The sequence below is a fragment of the Escherichia sp. WS3227_2 genome, from assembly GCF_046486495.1.
In the GTDB taxonomy this organism is placed as follows: domain Bacteria; phylum Pseudomonadota; class Gammaproteobacteria; order Enterobacterales; family Enterobacteriaceae; genus Escherichia; species Escherichia coli.
Window position 1 is genome coordinate 137772 of sequence record NZ_JBJQLG010000006.1, and the last position, 17421, is coordinate 155192.

Genomic DNA, 17421 nt, shown 5'->3' on the forward strand with positions numbered 1-17421 from the left:
GGAGTCTGGTGGGAGTATATCACTGCTTCTTATTTAAGGCGTTTCTTTAATCCCATCAACGAATACCTGCAACTCCTCCACCGAGCCATTAAACACATTAAAATCCACCGAACCATTAATGCCATCTACCTGTCCACGGTCGGAATGCTGCCAGAAGCGCCATGCCATGCCGTCATTGTCCGGACGACGTTGATAATAGTGAGCCACCCACCACGGATATTCATTAAAATAGCCCGCCAGATTCGTGTGATAAAAAACGGCTCCTGAGTAAATAATCGGCTTTTTTTCCGTGCGTTTTTCGACCATTTTTAGCCACTGACTTACCCGCTTGCGTAATTCTTTTGCCGATAATTTTCCCCGTTCTTCTACGTCCAGCACGGCAGGTAAATCGCCTTGTGAGAAATCCACCGTTTGCAGAAATAATCGCGCCTGAACTGAAGCGGATACCGACGGGGAGAAATAATGATACGCCCCGCGCAGCAGGCCATTTTCGCGGCTTAGTTGCCAGTTACGCGCAAAATAGGGGTCCACCAGCTTTTCGCCTTCCGTCGCCTTAATAAAGGCAAATTGTAAGCGAATACCGTTATCGCGCATTTTTGCCACCCGCTGCCAGTCGATCCGTTCCTGCCAGCGCGAAACATCTATTCCGTGAATGGTGTAACTGGCAGGAATGCGAATAGCGAAAGATTTAACCGGGCGATAACCGTAGAAGTGGATGTAGTCTTTAATCTGAATTGCTGTCGAATAGAAAAAATTCACCGTCTGACGCGGATAAATTGCAACGATGGAAATTAGCCCAAGAGCGCATAATAAAGCGGTGAATTTTTTTCGACTGGTGATTCTAAGCTGCATTGGTTTCATCCCTGAATGTCAGCGCCAAAGACTGACAATAACCAAAGCAGCTATAGTAAGGTGCTCACCACCACGCGTGGAAGTGGTGAACCGGACCAATACCGTGACCAACTTCCAGCGTGTCGGCCTGGGCTAACGCCGATGAAAGCCAGCTTTTTGCCTCCTGTACGGTGTCAGCCCAGTTTGTATGGCGCGGGCGTAGTGCAGCCAACGCCGCAGAGAGTGTACAACCAGTGCCGTGGGTGTTTTGGGTCATAATGCGCGGTGCGGTAAACCGTTGTTCACCCTCGCGGGTAAACAGCCAGTCCGGGCTTTGCTCATCATCCAGATGACCACCTTTCATTAGCACTGCTCCACAGCCCATCGCCAACAGCGATCGCCCTTGTTCCAGCATTTCCTGTTCGGTGCGCGCGTGTGGCGCGTCGAGCAAGGCGGCTGCTTCGGGCAAGTTTGGCGTTATTAATGAAACCTGTGGCAATAATCGACTGCGTAGCGTGGCAACTGCCGAAGGTGAAAGCAGTGGGTCGCCGCTTTTTGCCAGCATAACGGTGTCGAGTACCACGTTTTGGATCTGATAACGTTGCAACCGTTCTGCCACCGCTTCAACAATATCGGTTTCCGCCAACATACCGATTTTAGTGGTGTCGATTCGCACATCGCTGAACACCGAATCGAGCTGGGCGGCGACAAAATCAGGCTCAATGCGATACACCGACTGTACGCCACGGGTATTTTGCGCCACCAGTGCAGTAATCACTGAGCAACCATAAGCGCCAAGTGCCGAGAAGGTTTTAAGATCGGCCTGAATCCCCGCACCACCACTCGGATCAGTACCGGCAATCGTCAGAGCGTTAATTCGTTTCATGCCTGCACCTCCTGCGTCAATTGCCAGAGCGCATCAAGGAAATGTGGAACAAAACTGCCTGGCCCCTCGCTACTGGCGACTGCGCGTTCTCCGGCTTGTTTCATCCAGTGACAGGCAGATGCGATATTTTCCAGCGTATCGCCTGGTAGCGTACAACAGGCAGCGACAACCGCCGATAATGCACAGCCAGTTCCTACCACTTTGGTCATTAGCGGATCGCCACCGTGAATGACAACGGTGCGACGACCATCGGTAACATAATCCACCTCGCCTGTGACCACGACGATTGCGACAGTTTCCCGTGCCAGTGTTTGTGCAGCGGGTATCGCATTAGCTGCGGCGTCAGTGGTATCCACTCCCCGTCCGCCATTAGCAATGCCAGCTAATGCCATGATTTCCGAAGCATTACCACGTATGGCGGTTGGCTTATGAGACAGAAGTTCCAGACAAAAACGGCGGCGATAGTCGAGTGCACCAACCGCTACTGGATCAAGCGTCCAGGGTGTTTGAGAGCGTTTTGCCTGTTCAACGGCGGCACGCATCGCCTGTGCGCGTGGCTGCGTCAGCGTGCCAACGTTAATCAGCAACGCACTGGCGATAGCCGCAAACTGACTGGCCTCTTCGGTTTCGATAACCATCGCTGGCGATGCACCGAGCGCCAGCAAGGTATTGGCAGTAAAGGTTTGCACCACATCGTTGGTCATGCAGTGCACAAGAGGGGAATGTTGGTGAAAAAGGTGTAACGCGTGCGCAGATTGCGCGGAACTCAGCAGGTCGACTTGCATAGTTTGCTCCTGCCATAACGTGAAGAAGCAATGACCTGGTGGTCCGTGACTTCCCTACGCTGGCATTATCCAGATCAGGTGATACGGGTATTTCTCAGCCTTCACGCAGAAGGGCACCCCGAGTCGTTTGGTTGCGATGATAAATCGCAGAGGAGGATGGTAATGTCCAGCGCACGCGTTGTAAACGAGTAAAAACCGCAGTTTTACAATCGCGTTAATAAATTATTTGATATAAGAATCCAGCACCTTCAGAACGACATCCAGATCTTCTTCACGTTTTAGCTCATCCCCCTGGTGAACGATGTGTTCCGTCAGATGACCTTTAATCACTTCCCGCATCAGACCGTTTACCGCGCCACGGATAGCAGCAATCTGTTGTAAAACTGCAGCGCATTCGTGCGGCTCGTCGAGCATTTTCTTGAGCGCCACGACCTGGCCCTGAATCTTACTGGCACGCGCTTTCAGTTTCTGTTTATCACGGATTGTATGAGACATGGCAACACCTGGTTAACAAGAATATGAAAAATCATAGCACTATTAATCTACTGGGGGGTAGTATCAGGTACTGGGGGGGAGTAGAATCAGATTGCCGAATTAATACTAAGAATTATTATCATGACCGAATTTACAACTCTTCTTCAGCAAGGAAACGCCTGGTTCTTCATCCCCAGCGCCATCTTACTTGGTGCGCTTCATGGCCTGGAACCAGGGCATTCAAAAACGATGATGGCGGCGTTTATCATCGCCATCAAAGGCACCATTAAACAGGCGGTGATGCTCGGACTGGCAGCAACCATTTCGCATACCGCAGTGGTCTGGTTGATTGCCTTTGGCGGGATGGTGATCAGCAAACGCTTTACTGCTCAATCAGCAGAACCGTGGCTCCAGTTGATTTCCGCAGTGATCATTATTGGCACCGCGTTCTGGATGTTCTGGCGTACCTGGCGCGGCGAACGCAACTGGCTGGAGAATATGCACGAGCATGATCATGAGCATCATCACCACGATCACGAAGATCACCACGACCATGGACATCATCACCATCACGAACATGGCGAGTATCAGGATGCCCATGCACGAGCCCATGCCAATGACATTAAACGACGCTTTGATGGTAGAGAGGTCACCAACTGGCAAATTTTGCTATTTGGCTTAACAGGTGGTCTTATCCCCTGCCCGGCAGCAATTACCGTGCTGTTGATTTGCATTCAGTTGAAAGCCCTGACACTGGGCGCAACACTGGTCGTCAGTTTCAGCATTGGCCTGGCGTTAACGCTGGTCACCGTAGGCGTTGGCGCAGCAATCAGCGTTCAGCAGGTCGCAAAACGCTGGAGCGGATTTAACACTCTCGCTAAACGCGCTCCCTATTTTTCCAGTCTGTTGATTGGCTTAGTTGGTGTGTATATGGGCGTACATGGCTTCATGGGCATAATGCGATAACTCAATCCTTTAGGCTTGCATGTTATCTTCAGCCCAGGATGATTCTTAAATCAGCTATTTCCGCTGACTCTCTGCTCGCTAAGGATGCTTTTAGGGCATCCTTTCATTTACACTTTTTACGAAATCATGGGATCACTAACAAAATATCGCTTGTCAGTTATATTGTATGGCAGGAAAGATATGCGACTGATATTACAGATCCCCAAAGTGGAGAGTTTATGACCATTAAAAATAAGATGTTGCTGGGTGCGCTTTTGCTGGTTACCAGTGCCGCCTGGGCCGCACCAGCCACCGCGGGTTCGACCAATACCTCGGGAATTTCTAAGTATGAGTTAAGCAGTTTCATTGCTGACTTTAAGCATTTCAAACCAGGCGATACCGTCCCAGAGATGTACCGCACCGATGAGTACAACATTAAGCAGTGGCAGTTACGTAACCTGCCCGCGCCTGATGCCGGGACACACTGGACCTATATGGGTGGCGCGTACGTGTTGATCAACGACACCGACGGTAAAATCATTAAAGCCTACGACGGTGAGATTTTTTATCATCGCTAAAAAAGCCCCCTCATCATGAGGGGGAAATGCAGACACCTTATTATTTTTATTATTAGCCACTTGCTCGTCTTGCTTGTTATTAGTCGTATTTCACGTTGATTAATGCGGTTGCCTCCAGTGCGCCAGATTTAACTTTGTTTGTATCGTAGACGTAGTAACTGGCCATAACTGGTATATTAATAATATTACTATTTAAAGAAGCCCCTGGTTTATCTGTTTTCCATAATGATGTCGCCGCGCCCTGATTGCCGCTAGCAGAAATTTTGATGGCAGCTTCAGTTCCTTTTGGTGGTTCTTTTAGATCCAACACAAATCCTACACCATTATCTATGTTGCCACGCAAAATTGTATTGCTTCCTGTAACTAAGTCACTGCTGGAAAGATATACGACCATATTCCTCGATGCTTGGTTTTTGTCGCCGAAAAGATTATCACATTTCAACGAAATTATTCCTTCCTTACTGTTCGCCGTAATCTTTCCCTGACTTCTGAGCTGGGGCAAGGCAATATCATCTACTTTTATTATTGTGTTTTGAGGCTTACAGGTCGTATTTTTAGGATAATAGGAAATACTTAGCCCAAGCGTAAATGTATCCCCCGCCAGTTTACTGGTGAGATAACTTACACACCAGTTAATCTTCAATGTCTTACAAATGCTCAACCAAAAGTCAATGGATGAAGATGACTCACCGCCAATATTTGCAATCACAGTATCTGAAAGAAACCAGGTAGGTTTTCTTTCTCCAGTAAAATCAGGTGTGCCTTTAGATATTTTAACCACATAGGGTAATACTGCCTGCGCATTACTGGATTTCCCAATCGTGTCACTGGTTTTACCTAAAGACTCTATTTTAACCTTTAACTTTTCGCCATTACCAAAAGGCCCGACTTCAACCCAATCACTTTGGATATTTTTATAGACTATTTTATCCGTGCTCGTATCACAAGATATCCCAGTAAACACAACACTTTTACTAAAGGAAACCTCATTCGCTAAAATCTCCCCCACATTAATACTATCAGTAATATTTAATGATGCAGTGGTACGACATCCAGCCCAGGTAAAATTAACCCATAAAATAAATATTAGTAACATTCCATTTCTGAACATCATATTCCACCTCTCACCGACAGATATAATTTCTACTTTCATCAATCTCTTTACCGAAGGTGATTGTGCATGAAAGTCCTTGTTGCTTATCAATTGCTACATTAACCGATGGCGGTACTTCATTGGTGCGAATAAATAACTGACTTCCCTGGCCGACAACGCCAATATTATGACCGTGGATATCATTGACTTCATAACCAAACGTTAATGGTTGCCCATCCGCTCTTAACGCTTTTATAAACCAGGGCTTGCGCTGATCGGTATCAAAATTAACCAGTACAACCGCGCCGCGAAAAGGGGCGGCAATTTTCCGGTTACCGCGCAATTCTGCTTCGCTATCGCTTTGCGACACATCCAGCATCAGGTGATTTTCCCGATAAGGTGTCATTCCGTCGTATACCACCACTCCATTACGGTTTGTTGTGCGATATTTTTGCCCATTGACATAAGCATCTTTAATTCCTGGCGCATTCATCACTGCAAACGTTTCGGAAAGACGGTTCGCCAGATTAACGCCCCTCGACCAGGCGACAATGCCCCCTGAAACACTGGCTCCAGCCTGTCGATAAGTACTCGACTGACTATAACTGCCATTCACTGTCGCAACCGGCGCGTTCCAGGTTAAATTCGCTCCAGCTGTCGTTTCATTTCCCTGATGCTGATGACTCAGGTTGACCCCATAGTTAAATTGATCCCGGCTTCCAACGGTTCCCGATAATCCCGTATTATTTGAGGCAAAACCCTGATCATCAAACGTCGTTGAGTTAGACATATATATTTGCCGACGAGGCGTCGTAACGTCATCACCCCAATCAAAGGGAATCGATATAAAAATATTAAAACGTTTCTCTTCATGATGATTCTCGTCATAAGCCTGGCTTGCCGCGAGGGTATAGCTTATCCGTCGCAGGTTGTTGGAATAACTCAACTGATAATCCTTACTGCTGCCGCTACGCCCCCAGTAATCTCGCCATAACGTACTTAAGGACACAGAACCCCAGCCTTCTGGCAATGACTGGCTCATATTGGCAGAAAAGCTATTTTTACGGCCAAAATCGTTCTGGTAATAATCGGCAATGTCATAGATATCGTTTTCATCACGGCGATAATTATCTTTATTGTTTGCCCAAACGTGATCGTTAAATGTCCGGTAATCACGCGACGAATAACGCCAGGCCGCCAGACCAAAACGCGTCGACGTTTGGCTCACAAATTTGTTGTAGGCAATTTGATAACTTTGCCCGTCAAACACATCGCCGTTGTCTTGTTTACTATGCGACTTCGTGGCATCGACGGAAATGGCACCAATGCGTGTATTCCAGCCAGTCCCCAAAGTGAACGCGTAATAATTATTCGCGACCATCGATCCGCCATACAGCGTCAATAAGTTATTAAAACCATACTGATAACCCGCCTGGACAAAATCACTTTGTTTGCTCGCCCCTTCAATATGGCTGCGACCCGCCGCAAAATCATATTTCGACACGCCGGGTTGCAGCATATTTGGCACCGCTGCATAAGGCACCAGATAGGTGGTTACCGAACCGTCCGCCTCTTTCACGCTGACATCAAGATCTGCTCCACCACCGGCCAACTGCAAATCTGTAATCGCAAACGGGCCAGGAGGAACCTCTTTCTGATAAACGACAAAACCATTCTGTTCAATAGTTACCAGCGCGTTACTCTGAGCAATCCCCTGCACCCGTGGCGTAAAATTTTGTTTCGAGTTAGGCAACATCTGCATATCACGAAACAACCGCACACCGCTGAAGCGAACAGAATCAAAAATATCGCTTGATGTGTACATATCACCCACGCGAAGCGTGCCGAGAAGTTGGGCAAATCCACGTTCCAGATACAGGGTATTGCTTTTCCACGTCCCTGGATTGTTATTTGTTTTACTAAAACTGGCATCAGAATGCAGTTGCCACCCCAGTAAATTTAACCCGCTGTTAAAACGTACATATGTACTCTTGCTATTACCCGACGCTTTATAGTCGCTGTAATACTGACTCACATAATAAGAGGTATAAAACGCATTAATACCCCGCTCCCAGTTTTCCGGTGGAACATAGCCACTTTCCAGTTCTTCCACCCACGCCTGCGGGACACTGAAATCGAGACGAAAAACTCCGATATCCCAGGTATAGCTCCCACCCTGAACAAGTTGCTCAAATGTTAAACATTGCTTACCGCTGGCAAAGTTATCGGTATTAATGCCTAACCGCTTGATAACTTCCCTTGATATACATGTTTCTTGCGGGTTGTCTTTAACAATAATCTCATATTTCCCGCGCCATTGCTTATTGACATAAATATCGATGTCATACTGCCCCGGCAAGGGTTGATTATCATCAAGACGAATATTTGCAACCTGCTGGTCTTTCATTCCACCTATCATAAAATGGGTATCAAAGGTTTCTTCAGCTGCATAAGCTTCAATGCCGAGCAATAACGCTACGATTGCTGATGCAAGTGGGGTCATTCTCAACATAGGCAGCTCCTGCAATTAAATTTTGTCACTAATATAGTTGCCATGGTCATCGATAATGGTCAGATGCCAGTTATTCGCATTATTACTTTTGACATTAATACTCTGACTTTCTAAGGGGGCAATCATAATAGTTTCATAATTGACTTTGACATTATTAGCTTTGACATCCGAAATCGTCACCCAATTTGCTGAGTCATTTTTTATCACCAATCCATTGCCACTGCGATTTACCAGTAACTTTTTAAATGTCGCTTTATTTACCGGTGCAATACCCGCAGGCCGGTAAAATAATTTGATTCTGTTTTGCATTGCAAATTTCAGTGCATTCTTGCCCTCTTGCTCTGGACTATTTGGTGGAATATCCAGAACATTCAGATAAAAAATGCTCTCTTTATTAGTGGGCAGTTTATTCGGCATAATTTTGATTTTTACTTGCTGCCCGGAATTTGCCCCTATTTTTGCCACTGGTGGCGTTAACATGAAAGGAACCTGAATTTTTTCTGGTGGTAACGACGTATCGCCATCATCAATCCACGCCTGCAGCAGCGAAGAACGGTTTCCCTGATTCATCAACTGCACCATCACTTCTTTATTTTCTGCCGGGTAAATAATACGCGTCCCGTAGATAACAATACCGGCATGTGCAGGAAGGACCATAGAAGAAATGAGTAAAGCTAATAATCCTTTCATCTTAATGCCTCTTAAATTAAAAGGCCGCCATGGGGATAGCGGCCATGTTTATTACCTGGAGAAACTTGAAGTTTTATTTATTAATCCTGCGCCACACGCATAACCAGAGAAGATAACACATCACCTGATTGCACTGAATTATCTGTCAGCTTCAGGTATTTTGCTTTAAACGGAATAGCATATTGACCTTCCGCTGTTTTATAACTCTCAATGTTAAAAGGTGTAGAAACATCCAGGACATCGCTGTTATCACCTAAATAGAGATAGTACCCCACGGTATCGTTGCTACTGGCTATCGCCTTATCGTTTCCGGTTATTTTATCGTTGGTAATCAACGAGAGTTTTACACCAGCAACTTCTTTCGGACAGCTAATTTTTAACATGCTGCTGGTTACACCGACTGCATCATCATAGGTCGAGTATTTAGCTTTACCTTCAAAGACAGTGGTTGGTACAGTTGGCATATTAATACTTACTGAATCGCCACCCGCTTCGAATTTACATGGAGATTCTGCAATATTCCCTTTAATGGTTAATGTTCCGGTATCAACGTCTGCGGCAAATACCCCAGCGCTCATAAAAAAAGAAGAAAAGACAGCGGCAGCAATAATTGAACGTTTCATAATATGTTCCTTAATAAAATTTATTTTTTGGTTGTTAAGAGTCTGTATCTCTTGGAAACAAATTTCTCACATCAAAAAAGTTGCCGCAATGTAAACATATTGTTTTATTGATTTAAAACAAATTAACCATTGCAATATAAATACAACAAATACTTAAGCATATTAAATATTTATCACATCTATTAATTAATGCAGATTTTTGTAAATGGCATTATTGATATCAATAAAAAAGCTGAAATCATTCACGTGAATGATTTCAGCTTTCTAAATCCGATTAAAAAACCAGGGTGGCAAATTAATCGTAGCGATTTAACACGATTCGACGTTTGCTATCGCTACCTGCAACAACCACTTCTGTCGTTACACCTTTGACTGGCGAAGAAACCTGATGACGGGTATCAACATCATACGTTAACTGACCACAATGCTGTTGAGGTTGACCATTAACCATAGCCATACTGCATGTTGGGGGACTGATCCTGCCATTAATCGCTAATGTGGCAGTCTCTGAAGAGAATGCGGGAGAAGCCAATCCATAGGCAAGAAAAATAATTCCTGACAGCCAATACTTATTCATTGAACGTTATCCCTGTAGTAAAGGTTATGCCTGGATAGAATGAGTGCATAACAAACTATAGCTGTACATCCACTACACAGCCACGAAGGATGATAATGAAGCATTGCCTGTACGATCAATCGACTTTGTAGAGTTTCGGACGAAGGTCCGCAGAATATTCGCAGTATTAAATAAGTGTTCATTAATGCGGCAAAAACAAATACACCGCATCAATGTAACATCTCTGCGGTGTATGAAGAATAACCAGAATGGTTAATAGGCGTTAGACCGCGCGGAAGGAAATCTCGCCTGGAATGACTTCACCCTGCCAGTAGAGCTGAGCTGCAACGCGGTCAGCCAGCTGGCGGTAGATAGCGGTAAATTCGCTCTCCGGACGGCTGATAACCGTTGGCGTGCCTTTATCGAGATCCTCACGTAAGGAGATGTGTAACGGCATCTGCCCCAGCAGCTGTGTGTGGTATTTTTCAGCCAGTTTCTCAGCACCACCGGTACCGAAAATCGGTTCATGGTGACCACAGTTACTGCAAATATGCACACTCATGTTCTCGACAATACCGAGCACCGGAACCTCGACTTTCTCGAACATCACAATGCCTTTTTTCGCATCGATCAACGCAATGTCCTGCGGGGTGGTGACCACTACCGCGCCAGTTACTGGAATGTTTTGTGCCAGTGTCAATTGAATGTCACCGGTGCCTGGCGGCATATCAAGCACCAGATAGTCGAGATCCGGCCACAAGGTTTCCTGCAACATCTGCATTAACGCCTTGCTCGCCATCGGACCACGCCACACCATCGCATTGTCGTCAGTGACCAGATAACCAATTGAATTGGTTGCCAGTCCATGAGACATAATCGGTGCCATATGGGTACCGTCCGGCGAAGTTGGACGCTGATTTTCTGCGCCCAGCATGGTGGGGATTGATGGGCCGTAGATATCGGCGTCCAGAATGCCGACTTTCGCCCCTTCCGCCGCCAGTGCCAACGCCAGGTTTACCGCCGTGGAGGATTTACCCACGCCACCTTTACCGGAACTGACCGCGATAATGTTCTTCACGCCGTTAATTCCCGGCTGATTCTTCACGCGTTTCAGAGTGGCTATGTTATGCGACAGTTTCCAGTCGATAGCTTTCGCTCCGGTGATGCGCAGCAGTTCGGCGCTACATTGCTCTTTTAACTCTTCGAACGCGCTATGCCAGACGAATGGCATAACCAGTTCCACATGCAGCGTGTCGTCCATCCAGGCGACATGGTGCAACGCTTTCAGCGTTGTGAGGTTATGCTTCAGGGTTGGGTGCTGAAAATTGGCCAGTGTCCCGGCGACCATTGCGCGCAAGGCTTCTGGTGATTTGGCCTGGGATTGTTCGTTCATCCCGACTCCTTTTTTGTATAGATAAACCATCAGTTGATAGTTTACCTGAAGAATATAGAGAAGTACTTACTTAACATTTTCCCATTTGGTACTATCTAAGCCCTTTTCACTATTAAGAAGTAATGCCTACTATGACTCAAGTCGCGAAGAAAATTCTGGTGACGTGCGCACTGCCGTACGCTAACGGCTCAATCCACCTCGGCCATATGCTGGAGCACATCCAGGCTGATGTCTGGGTCCGTTACCAGCGAATGCGCGGCCACGAGGTCAACTTCATCTGCGCCGACGATGCCCACGGCACGCCGATCATGCTTAAAGCTCAGCAGCTTGGTATCACCCCGGAGCAGATGATTGGCGAAATGAGTCAGGAACATCAGACTGATTTCGCAGGCTTTAACATCAGCTATGACAACTATCACTCGACGCACAGCGAAGAGAATCGCCAGTTGTCAGAACTTATCTACTCTCGCCTGAAAGAAAACGGTTTTATTAAAAACCGCACCATCTCTCAGCTGTACGATCCGGAAAAAGGCATGTTCCTGCCGGACCGTTTTGTAAAAGGCACCTGCCCGAAATGTAAATCCCCGGATCAATACGGCGATAACTGCGAAGTCTGCGGCGCGACCTACAGCCCGACTGAACTGATCGAGCCGAAATCGGTGGTTTCTGGTGCTACCCCGGTAATGCGTGATTCTGAACACTTCTTCTTTGATCTGCCCTCTTTCAGCGAAATGCTGCAGGCATGGACCCGCAGCGGCGCGTTGCAGGAGCAAGTGGCAAACAAAATGCAGGAGTGGTTTGAATCTGGCCTGCAACAGTGGGATATCTCCCGCGATGCGCCGTACTTCGGTTTTGAAATTCCGAACGCACCGGGCAAATATTTCTACGTCTGGCTGGATGCGCCGATTGGCTACATGGGTTCCTTCAAGAATCTGTGCGACAAACGCGGCGACACCACCAGCTTCGATGAATACTGGAAGAAAGATTCCACCGCCGAGCTGTACCACTTCATCGGTAAAGATATCGTTTACTTCCACAGCCTGTTCTGGCCTGCCATGCTGGAAGGCAGCAACTTCCGCAAGCCGACTAACCTGTTTGTTCATGGCTATGTGACGGTGAACGGCGCGAAGATGTCCAAGTCTCGCGGCACCTTTATTAAAGCCAGCACCTGGCTGAATCATTTTGATGCTGACAGCCTGCGTTACTACTACACTGCGAAACTCTCTTCGCGCATTGATGATATCGATCTCAACCTGGAAGATTTCGTTCAGCGTGTGAATGCCGATATCGTGAATAAAGTGGTTAACCTGGCATCCCGTAATGCTGGCTTTATCAACAAGCGTTTTGACGGCGTGCTGGCAAGCGAACTGGCTGACCCGCAGTTGTACAAAACCTTCACGGATGCCGCTGAAGTGATTGGTGAAGCGTGGGAAAGCCGCGAATTTGGTAAAGCGATCCGCGAAATCATGGCGCTGGCAGATCTGGCTAACCGTTATGTCGATGAACAGGCTCCGTGGGTGGTGGCGAAACAGGAAGGACGCGATGCCGACCTGCAGGCAATTTGCTCGATGGGCATAAACCTGTTCCGCGTGCTGATGACTTACCTGAAGCCGGTACTGCCGAAACTGACCGAGCGTGCAGAAGCATTCCTCAATACAGAACTGACCTGGCATGGTATCCAGCAACCGCTGCTGGGCCACAAAGTGAATCCGTTCAAGGCGCTGTATAACCGTATTGACATGAAGCAGGTTGAAGCACTGGTGGAAGCGTCTAAAGAAGAAGTGAAAGCAGCTGCCACGCCAGTAACTGGCCCACTGGCAGATGATCCGATTCAGGAAACCATCACCTTTGACGACTTCGCCAAAGTTGACCTGCGCGTGGCGTTGATCGAAAACGCAGAGTTTGTTGAAGGTTCTGACAAACTGCTGCGCCTGACGCTGGATCTCGGCGGTGAAAAACGCAATGTCTTCTCCGGCATTCGTTCTGCTTACCCGGATCCGCAGGCACTGATTGGTCGTCATACCATTATGGTGGCTAACCTGGCACCACGTAAAATGCGCTTCGGTATCTCCGAAGGCATGGTGATGGCTGCCGGTCCTGGCGGGAAAGATATTTTCCTGCTAAGCCCGGATGCTGGCGCTAAACCGGGTCATCAGGTGAAATAATCCCCCTTCAAGGCGCTGCATCGACAGCGCCTTTTCTTTATAAATTCCTAAAGTTGTTTTCTTGCGATTTTGTCTCTCTCTAACCCGCATAAATACTGGTAGCATCAGCATTCAACTGGATAAAATTACAGGGATGCAGAATGAGGCACTTTATCTTTCAGGACGAAAAATCACATAAATTCTGGGCGGTGGAGCAACAGGGAAACGAGTTGCATATCTGTTGGGGAAAAGTTGGCACCAAAGGGCAAAACCAGGTAAAAAGCTTTGCGGATGCTGCGGCAGCGGCAAAAGCGGAACTGAAGCTGATTGCGGAGAAGGTGAAGAAGGGGTATGTGGAAGAATTATCTTCACCATCCCAACCCGCAATCAAAATAGAAACGATCGAAGTAGATACAGCTGACGAGGCAGAAACCACAGTCGTATTTGACCAAAGTATGGTTGTTGAACCTGCTGAGACACCATGCCCGTGGCTGACAGATGATTCCCCTAACCACCTATCGGAGAAAAAGTCTCAGGAGGCCTTACCTTCCCGACGTTTTCCTGGGGATGCTGTAAGCGAACCACAAGACAGCCTCCTTATGAATTTAGGTCAGGATATTCATAATCTATCAGGAAAATTAACAACATACGATTTCAGTGCATGTTCTGCTAACTGGCAGCAGAATATCAATGAAGCTCTCGCTAATGGTCCACTTTCTCCTGCTGCGTTGGCTGTACAGGTTGTTCTGGTTTCACGTAAATTCTGGGGCGAATGCCCTGAACTCATGGATGAAATTGTCTATGTCTACGGACTAGAATTTGCCGTGGATATGTTTATTGCCATGCAATATATCTCGTTCGATTGCACTTATCACAGAACAAGCATACACATTACTTTTCAGCCATTATTAAACCATGCACATTGTGTTACCCCCTTTGACGTTCGACTGCGTAAGCATTTGGCTCTTGCAGAAGAAACTTTGTGGCAACGCTGTGTAGATAAATTCATTACAGCTTTACCTGATATTCCTCCCGTTCAACAACCGATGGTAGCGCTAATGCTACCGGAACGCCCGGAGATTGCAGAAGAAATCGCACGACGGTTACTGGAGCAGAAAAATATCCAAACTGTTGAATGGCTGAAACTTGTTGTACAAGAATCTTCGTTGCTCAAAGCACTGGAATCTTATTGCGCGTACGACCTTTTTAATGACTATTACCATGGTTGCATCTGGAATGTCACCGTTTTGCAGGAGCAAGGGATTGCCGGAATCGCTCGCTTCGCCCCCTATGCTTATGCTGATCTTTGCGGAAGTATTCTCGCAGAGATCAATCACCCACAAGCATTAATGCTACTTATACGTGTGTCTGGCAAAACTAAACGCTGCCATGAACGAATGACTAAGGCTTGCACTGCGTTCCCACACACGGCACTGGCGGCACTGGCGGAACTTCTTGCGCAAAAAGAAGAGAATAGTTGGCGCATTATGCTAATGACGATGCTTATCTCGCAACCGGCACTAGCAGAACAGGTCACTCCCTGGCTCTCAACACCCGCAGTTGCCGTACTGAAATCATGCCAGCAACAACTGACACAGCCCTCAAACCATGCCAGCGCCGATATGCTGCCTGCCGTATTAGTCTCACCGCCCTGGCTTTCGAAAAAGAAAAAATCTGTAATGCCGGTATTGTATTTAACGCCATTACCGCTGGAGTCATGCTGCACATTGACCGAGACGGCAGAAAAAGAGATTCATGCAAGGCATCGCTGGCACGCACATCAAATAGACATCGGCCAAAAAGAGGATATTCAGAACTACCTGACACGTCTGGGTTTCAATCGCTGGAATAATGGCCAGTATATGAAAGCGTCTGATGCTGTTGTAGAACTCTGGCAGAGGGGAGATTATTCTGCGCTAATCAGCGAATTTAAAACCTTCTGGCACTCCTATCAACGGGAATGGCAGCTTTACATGTTAGCCGCCCTGCCTATCGAAAAAACAGCGCAGGCGTGGAATGTCCTCAGTAAAGAGCCACACGTCGGTGTCGAGTTTGTCATGACGCACCTGCAACTCGCTGGGTTACAGGGTTTTATTCACTCCTTTTCACGCTATCCACAAGAAGCTCTGCCTGTAGCACAATATTTTGCGGCTATCGAATTAGCGCCACTGATCGCCCGCGCCTTCAACAAACTCAAAACCCTACGACAAGACGCCCGCACCTGGCTGCTGAAATACCCGGAACACGCCATTACCGGCCTGCTACCTTCGGCGCTCGGCAAAGCCGGTGAAGCACAGGATAACGCCCGCGCTGCCTTGCGTATGCTTATCGAAAACGATCATCAGCCATTACTGCAAGAAATCGCCCGGCGTTATAACCAGCCGGAAGTAACAGATGCGGTGAACGCTATGCTTGCGCTCGATCCCTTAGATAATCATCCGACAAAAATCCCCACTCTTCCGGCCTTTTATCAGCCATCGATCTGGACCCGCCCGGTATTAAAAGCAAATGCCCAATCACTGCCAGATAGCACCCTCCTACGCCTCGGTGAAATGCTCCGCTTCCCTCAGGAAGAGGCACTGTATCCGGGATTATTGCAGGTGAAAGCCGCCTGTACCGCCGACTCACTGGCTGAATTTACCTGGGATCTGTTTACCGCCTGGCAGACCGCTGGCGCACCGTCGAAAGAAAGCTGGGCATTCACTGCGTTAGGTGTTCTCGGCAACGATGACACCGCCCGCAAACTGACGCCATTAATCCGCGCCTGGCCTGGTGAATCCCAGCATAAACGCGCCACCGTCGGGCTGGATATTCTCGCTGCTATCGGCAGCGATATCGCCCTTATGCAGCTTAACGGCATCGCCCAGAAACTGAAATTCAAAGCCTTACAGGAGCGGGCAAAAGAAAAAATTGCCGACATTGCCGAAAGTCGCGAACTCACTGTAGCGGAGCTTGAAGATCGGTTAGCGCCCGATCTCGGTCTGGATGATAACGGTTCGCTACTGCTGGATTTTGGCCCACGCCAGTTCACTGTCAGCTTTGATGAAACCTTAAAACCGTTTGTGCGCGATGTTTCCGGCAGCCGCCTGAAAGACTTACCAAAACCCAATAAAAGCGATGATGAATCACAGGCGAACGATGCTGTTAACCGCTACAAATTGCTGAAAAAAGATGCGCGTACCGTCGCCGCCCAGCAGGTAGCAAGGCTGGAATCCGCCATGTGCCTGCGCCGCCGCTGGTCGCCGGAAAACTTTCAGCTCTTCCTGGTTGAGCATCCGCTGGTTCGTCACTTAACCCGCCGTCTGATTTGGGGCGTTTATAGTGCCGAAAACGAGCTACTGGCTTGCTTTCGCGTGGCGGAAGATAACAGCTACAGCACCGCAGACGATGATCTTTTCACCCTGCCGGAAGGCGATATCTCTGTTGGCATTCCTCACGTTCTGGAAATATCACCCACGGATGCTGCCGCCTTTGGTCAGCTTTTTGCCGATTACGAACTGCTACCGCCGTTCCGCCAGCTCGACCGTAACAGTTACGCCCTGACAGAAACCGAGCGCAATGCCAGCGAATTGATCCGCTGGGCTGGCAGAAAATGCCCGAGTGGTCGGGTAATGGGGCTGGCGAATAAAGGCTGGATGCGTGGTGAACCGCAGGACGGTGGCTGGATCGGCTGGATGATCAAACCTCTGGGCCGCTGGTCGTTAATCATGGAAATCGATGAAGGTTTTGCGGTCGGCATGTCGCCAGCCGAACTCAGTGCCGAGCAACTCTTAAGCAAGCTGTGGCTATGGGAAGGCAAAGCGGAAAGCTATGGCTGGGGGAGTAATTCAACACAGGAAGCGCAGTTCTCCGTACTCGATGCCATCACCGCCAGCGAGCTAATTAACGATATTGAAGCCCTGTTTGAATAA

General features: G+C 47.9%; 14 protein-coding genes and 1 riboswitch. Of the genes, 4 read left to right on the forward strand and 10 right to left on the reverse strand.

Features of this window, described 5'->3' with window-relative positions:
• Positions 1-33 precede the first annotated feature (33 nt).
• The 4 genes from ACJHXB_RS10545 to rcnR form a co-directional block, all read right to left on the reverse strand.
• A complete protein-coding gene (locus ACJHXB_RS10545) occupies positions 34-852 on the reverse strand; it encodes a glycoside hydrolase family 25 protein (protein ID WP_001604655.1) in 819 nt (272 codons plus the stop codon).
• Between the two features lie 64 nt (positions 853-916).
• Positions 917-1717 (reverse strand): bifunctional hydroxymethylpyrimidine kinase/phosphomethylpyrimidine kinase, encoded by an 801-nt coding sequence (thiD, locus tag ACJHXB_RS10550; protein ID WP_000822277.1) that lies wholly within the window; start codon positions 1715-1717, stop codon positions 917-919.
• On the reverse strand, positions 1714-2502 hold the full coding sequence (gene thiM, locus ACJHXB_RS10555) for a hydroxyethylthiazole kinase (protein WP_001195599.1): 789 nt from the start codon (positions 2500-2502) through the stop codon (positions 1714-1716). Before thiM ends, thiD begins: the two co-directional genes overlap by 4 nt.
• A 34-nt stretch (positions 2503-2536) precedes the next feature.
• Positions 2537-2633: riboswitch (TPP riboswitch) on the reverse strand.
• Positions 2634-2724: 91 nt separating this feature from the next.
• Positions 2725-2997: a Ni(II)/Co(II)-binding transcriptional repressor RcnR gene (gene rcnR, locus ACJHXB_RS10560; RefSeq protein ID WP_000019944.1), complete on the reverse strand. Its 273-nt coding sequence runs from the start codon at positions 2995-2997 to the stop codon at positions 2725-2727.
• A gap of 120 nt (positions 2998-3117) precedes the next feature.
• On the opposite strand from rcnR, the gene rcnA reads away from it, so the two are divergent.
• The gene (gene rcnA / locus ACJHXB_RS10565; protein WP_000134572.1) at positions 3118-3942 is read left to right on the forward strand and encodes a nickel/cobalt efflux protein RcnA; all 825 of its coding nucleotides are present in this window, start codon (positions 3118-3120) and stop codon (positions 3940-3942) included.
• A gap of 218 nt (positions 3943-4160) precedes the next feature.
• Positions 4161-4499 carry a Ni(II)/Co(II) efflux transporter accessory subunit RcnB gene (rcnB, locus tag ACJHXB_RS10570; RefSeq protein WP_000153063.1) on the forward strand — a complete coding sequence of 113 codons (339 nt, stop codon included), beginning with the start codon at positions 4161-4163 and terminating at the stop codon, positions 4497-4499.
• 79 nt (positions 4500-4578) lie between these two features.
• On the opposite strand, the gene ACJHXB_RS10575 is transcribed toward rcnB, so the two are convergent.
• From ACJHXB_RS10575 to apbC, 6 genes are all read right to left on the reverse strand, one after another.
• The gene (locus tag ACJHXB_RS10575) at positions 4579-5613 is read right to left on the reverse strand and encodes a fimbrial protein (RefSeq protein ID WP_001604656.1); all 1035 of its coding nucleotides are present in this window, start codon (positions 5611-5613) and stop codon (positions 4579-4581) included.
• Positions 5614-5623: 10 nt separating this feature from the next.
• The gene (locus ACJHXB_RS10580; protein ID WP_000945399.1) at positions 5624-8104 is read right to left on the reverse strand and encodes a fimbrial biogenesis outer membrane usher protein; all 2481 of its coding nucleotides are present in this window, start codon (positions 8102-8104) and stop codon (positions 5624-5626) included.
• Between the two features lie 15 nt (positions 8105-8119).
• Positions 8120-8794: a fimbria/pilus periplasmic chaperone gene (locus ACJHXB_RS10585; protein WP_000677339.1), complete on the reverse strand. Its 675-nt coding sequence runs from the start codon at positions 8792-8794 to the stop codon at positions 8120-8122.
• Positions 8795-8874: 80 nt separating this feature from the next.
• Entirely contained in the window at positions 8875-9417 is a 543-nt protein-coding gene (locus ACJHXB_RS10590) for a fimbrial protein (RefSeq protein ID WP_000830475.1), read from the reverse strand.
• Positions 9418-9712: 295 nt separating this feature from the next.
• A complete protein-coding gene (locus tag ACJHXB_RS10595) occupies positions 9713-9994 on the reverse strand; it encodes a YehE family protein (RefSeq protein WP_001308761.1) in 282 nt (93 codons plus the stop codon).
• Between the two features lie 262 nt (positions 9995-10256).
• The gene (apbC, locus tag ACJHXB_RS10600) at positions 10257-11366 is read right to left on the reverse strand and encodes an iron-sulfur cluster carrier protein ApbC (protein WP_001005448.1); all 1110 of its coding nucleotides are present in this window, start codon (positions 11364-11366) and stop codon (positions 10257-10259) included.
• A gap of 131 nt (positions 11367-11497) precedes the next feature.
• Here apbC and metG point away from each other — a divergent pair, with 131 nt between their 5' ends.
• Entirely contained in the window at positions 11498-13531 is a 2034-nt protein-coding gene (gene metG, locus ACJHXB_RS10605) for a methionine--tRNA ligase (protein ID WP_001306372.1), read from the forward strand.
• Between the two features lie 140 nt (positions 13532-13671).
• The gene (locus ACJHXB_RS10610; RefSeq protein ID WP_001215557.1) at positions 13672-17421 is read left to right on the forward strand and encodes a DUF4132 domain-containing protein; all 3750 of its coding nucleotides are present in this window, start codon (positions 13672-13674) and stop codon (positions 17419-17421) included.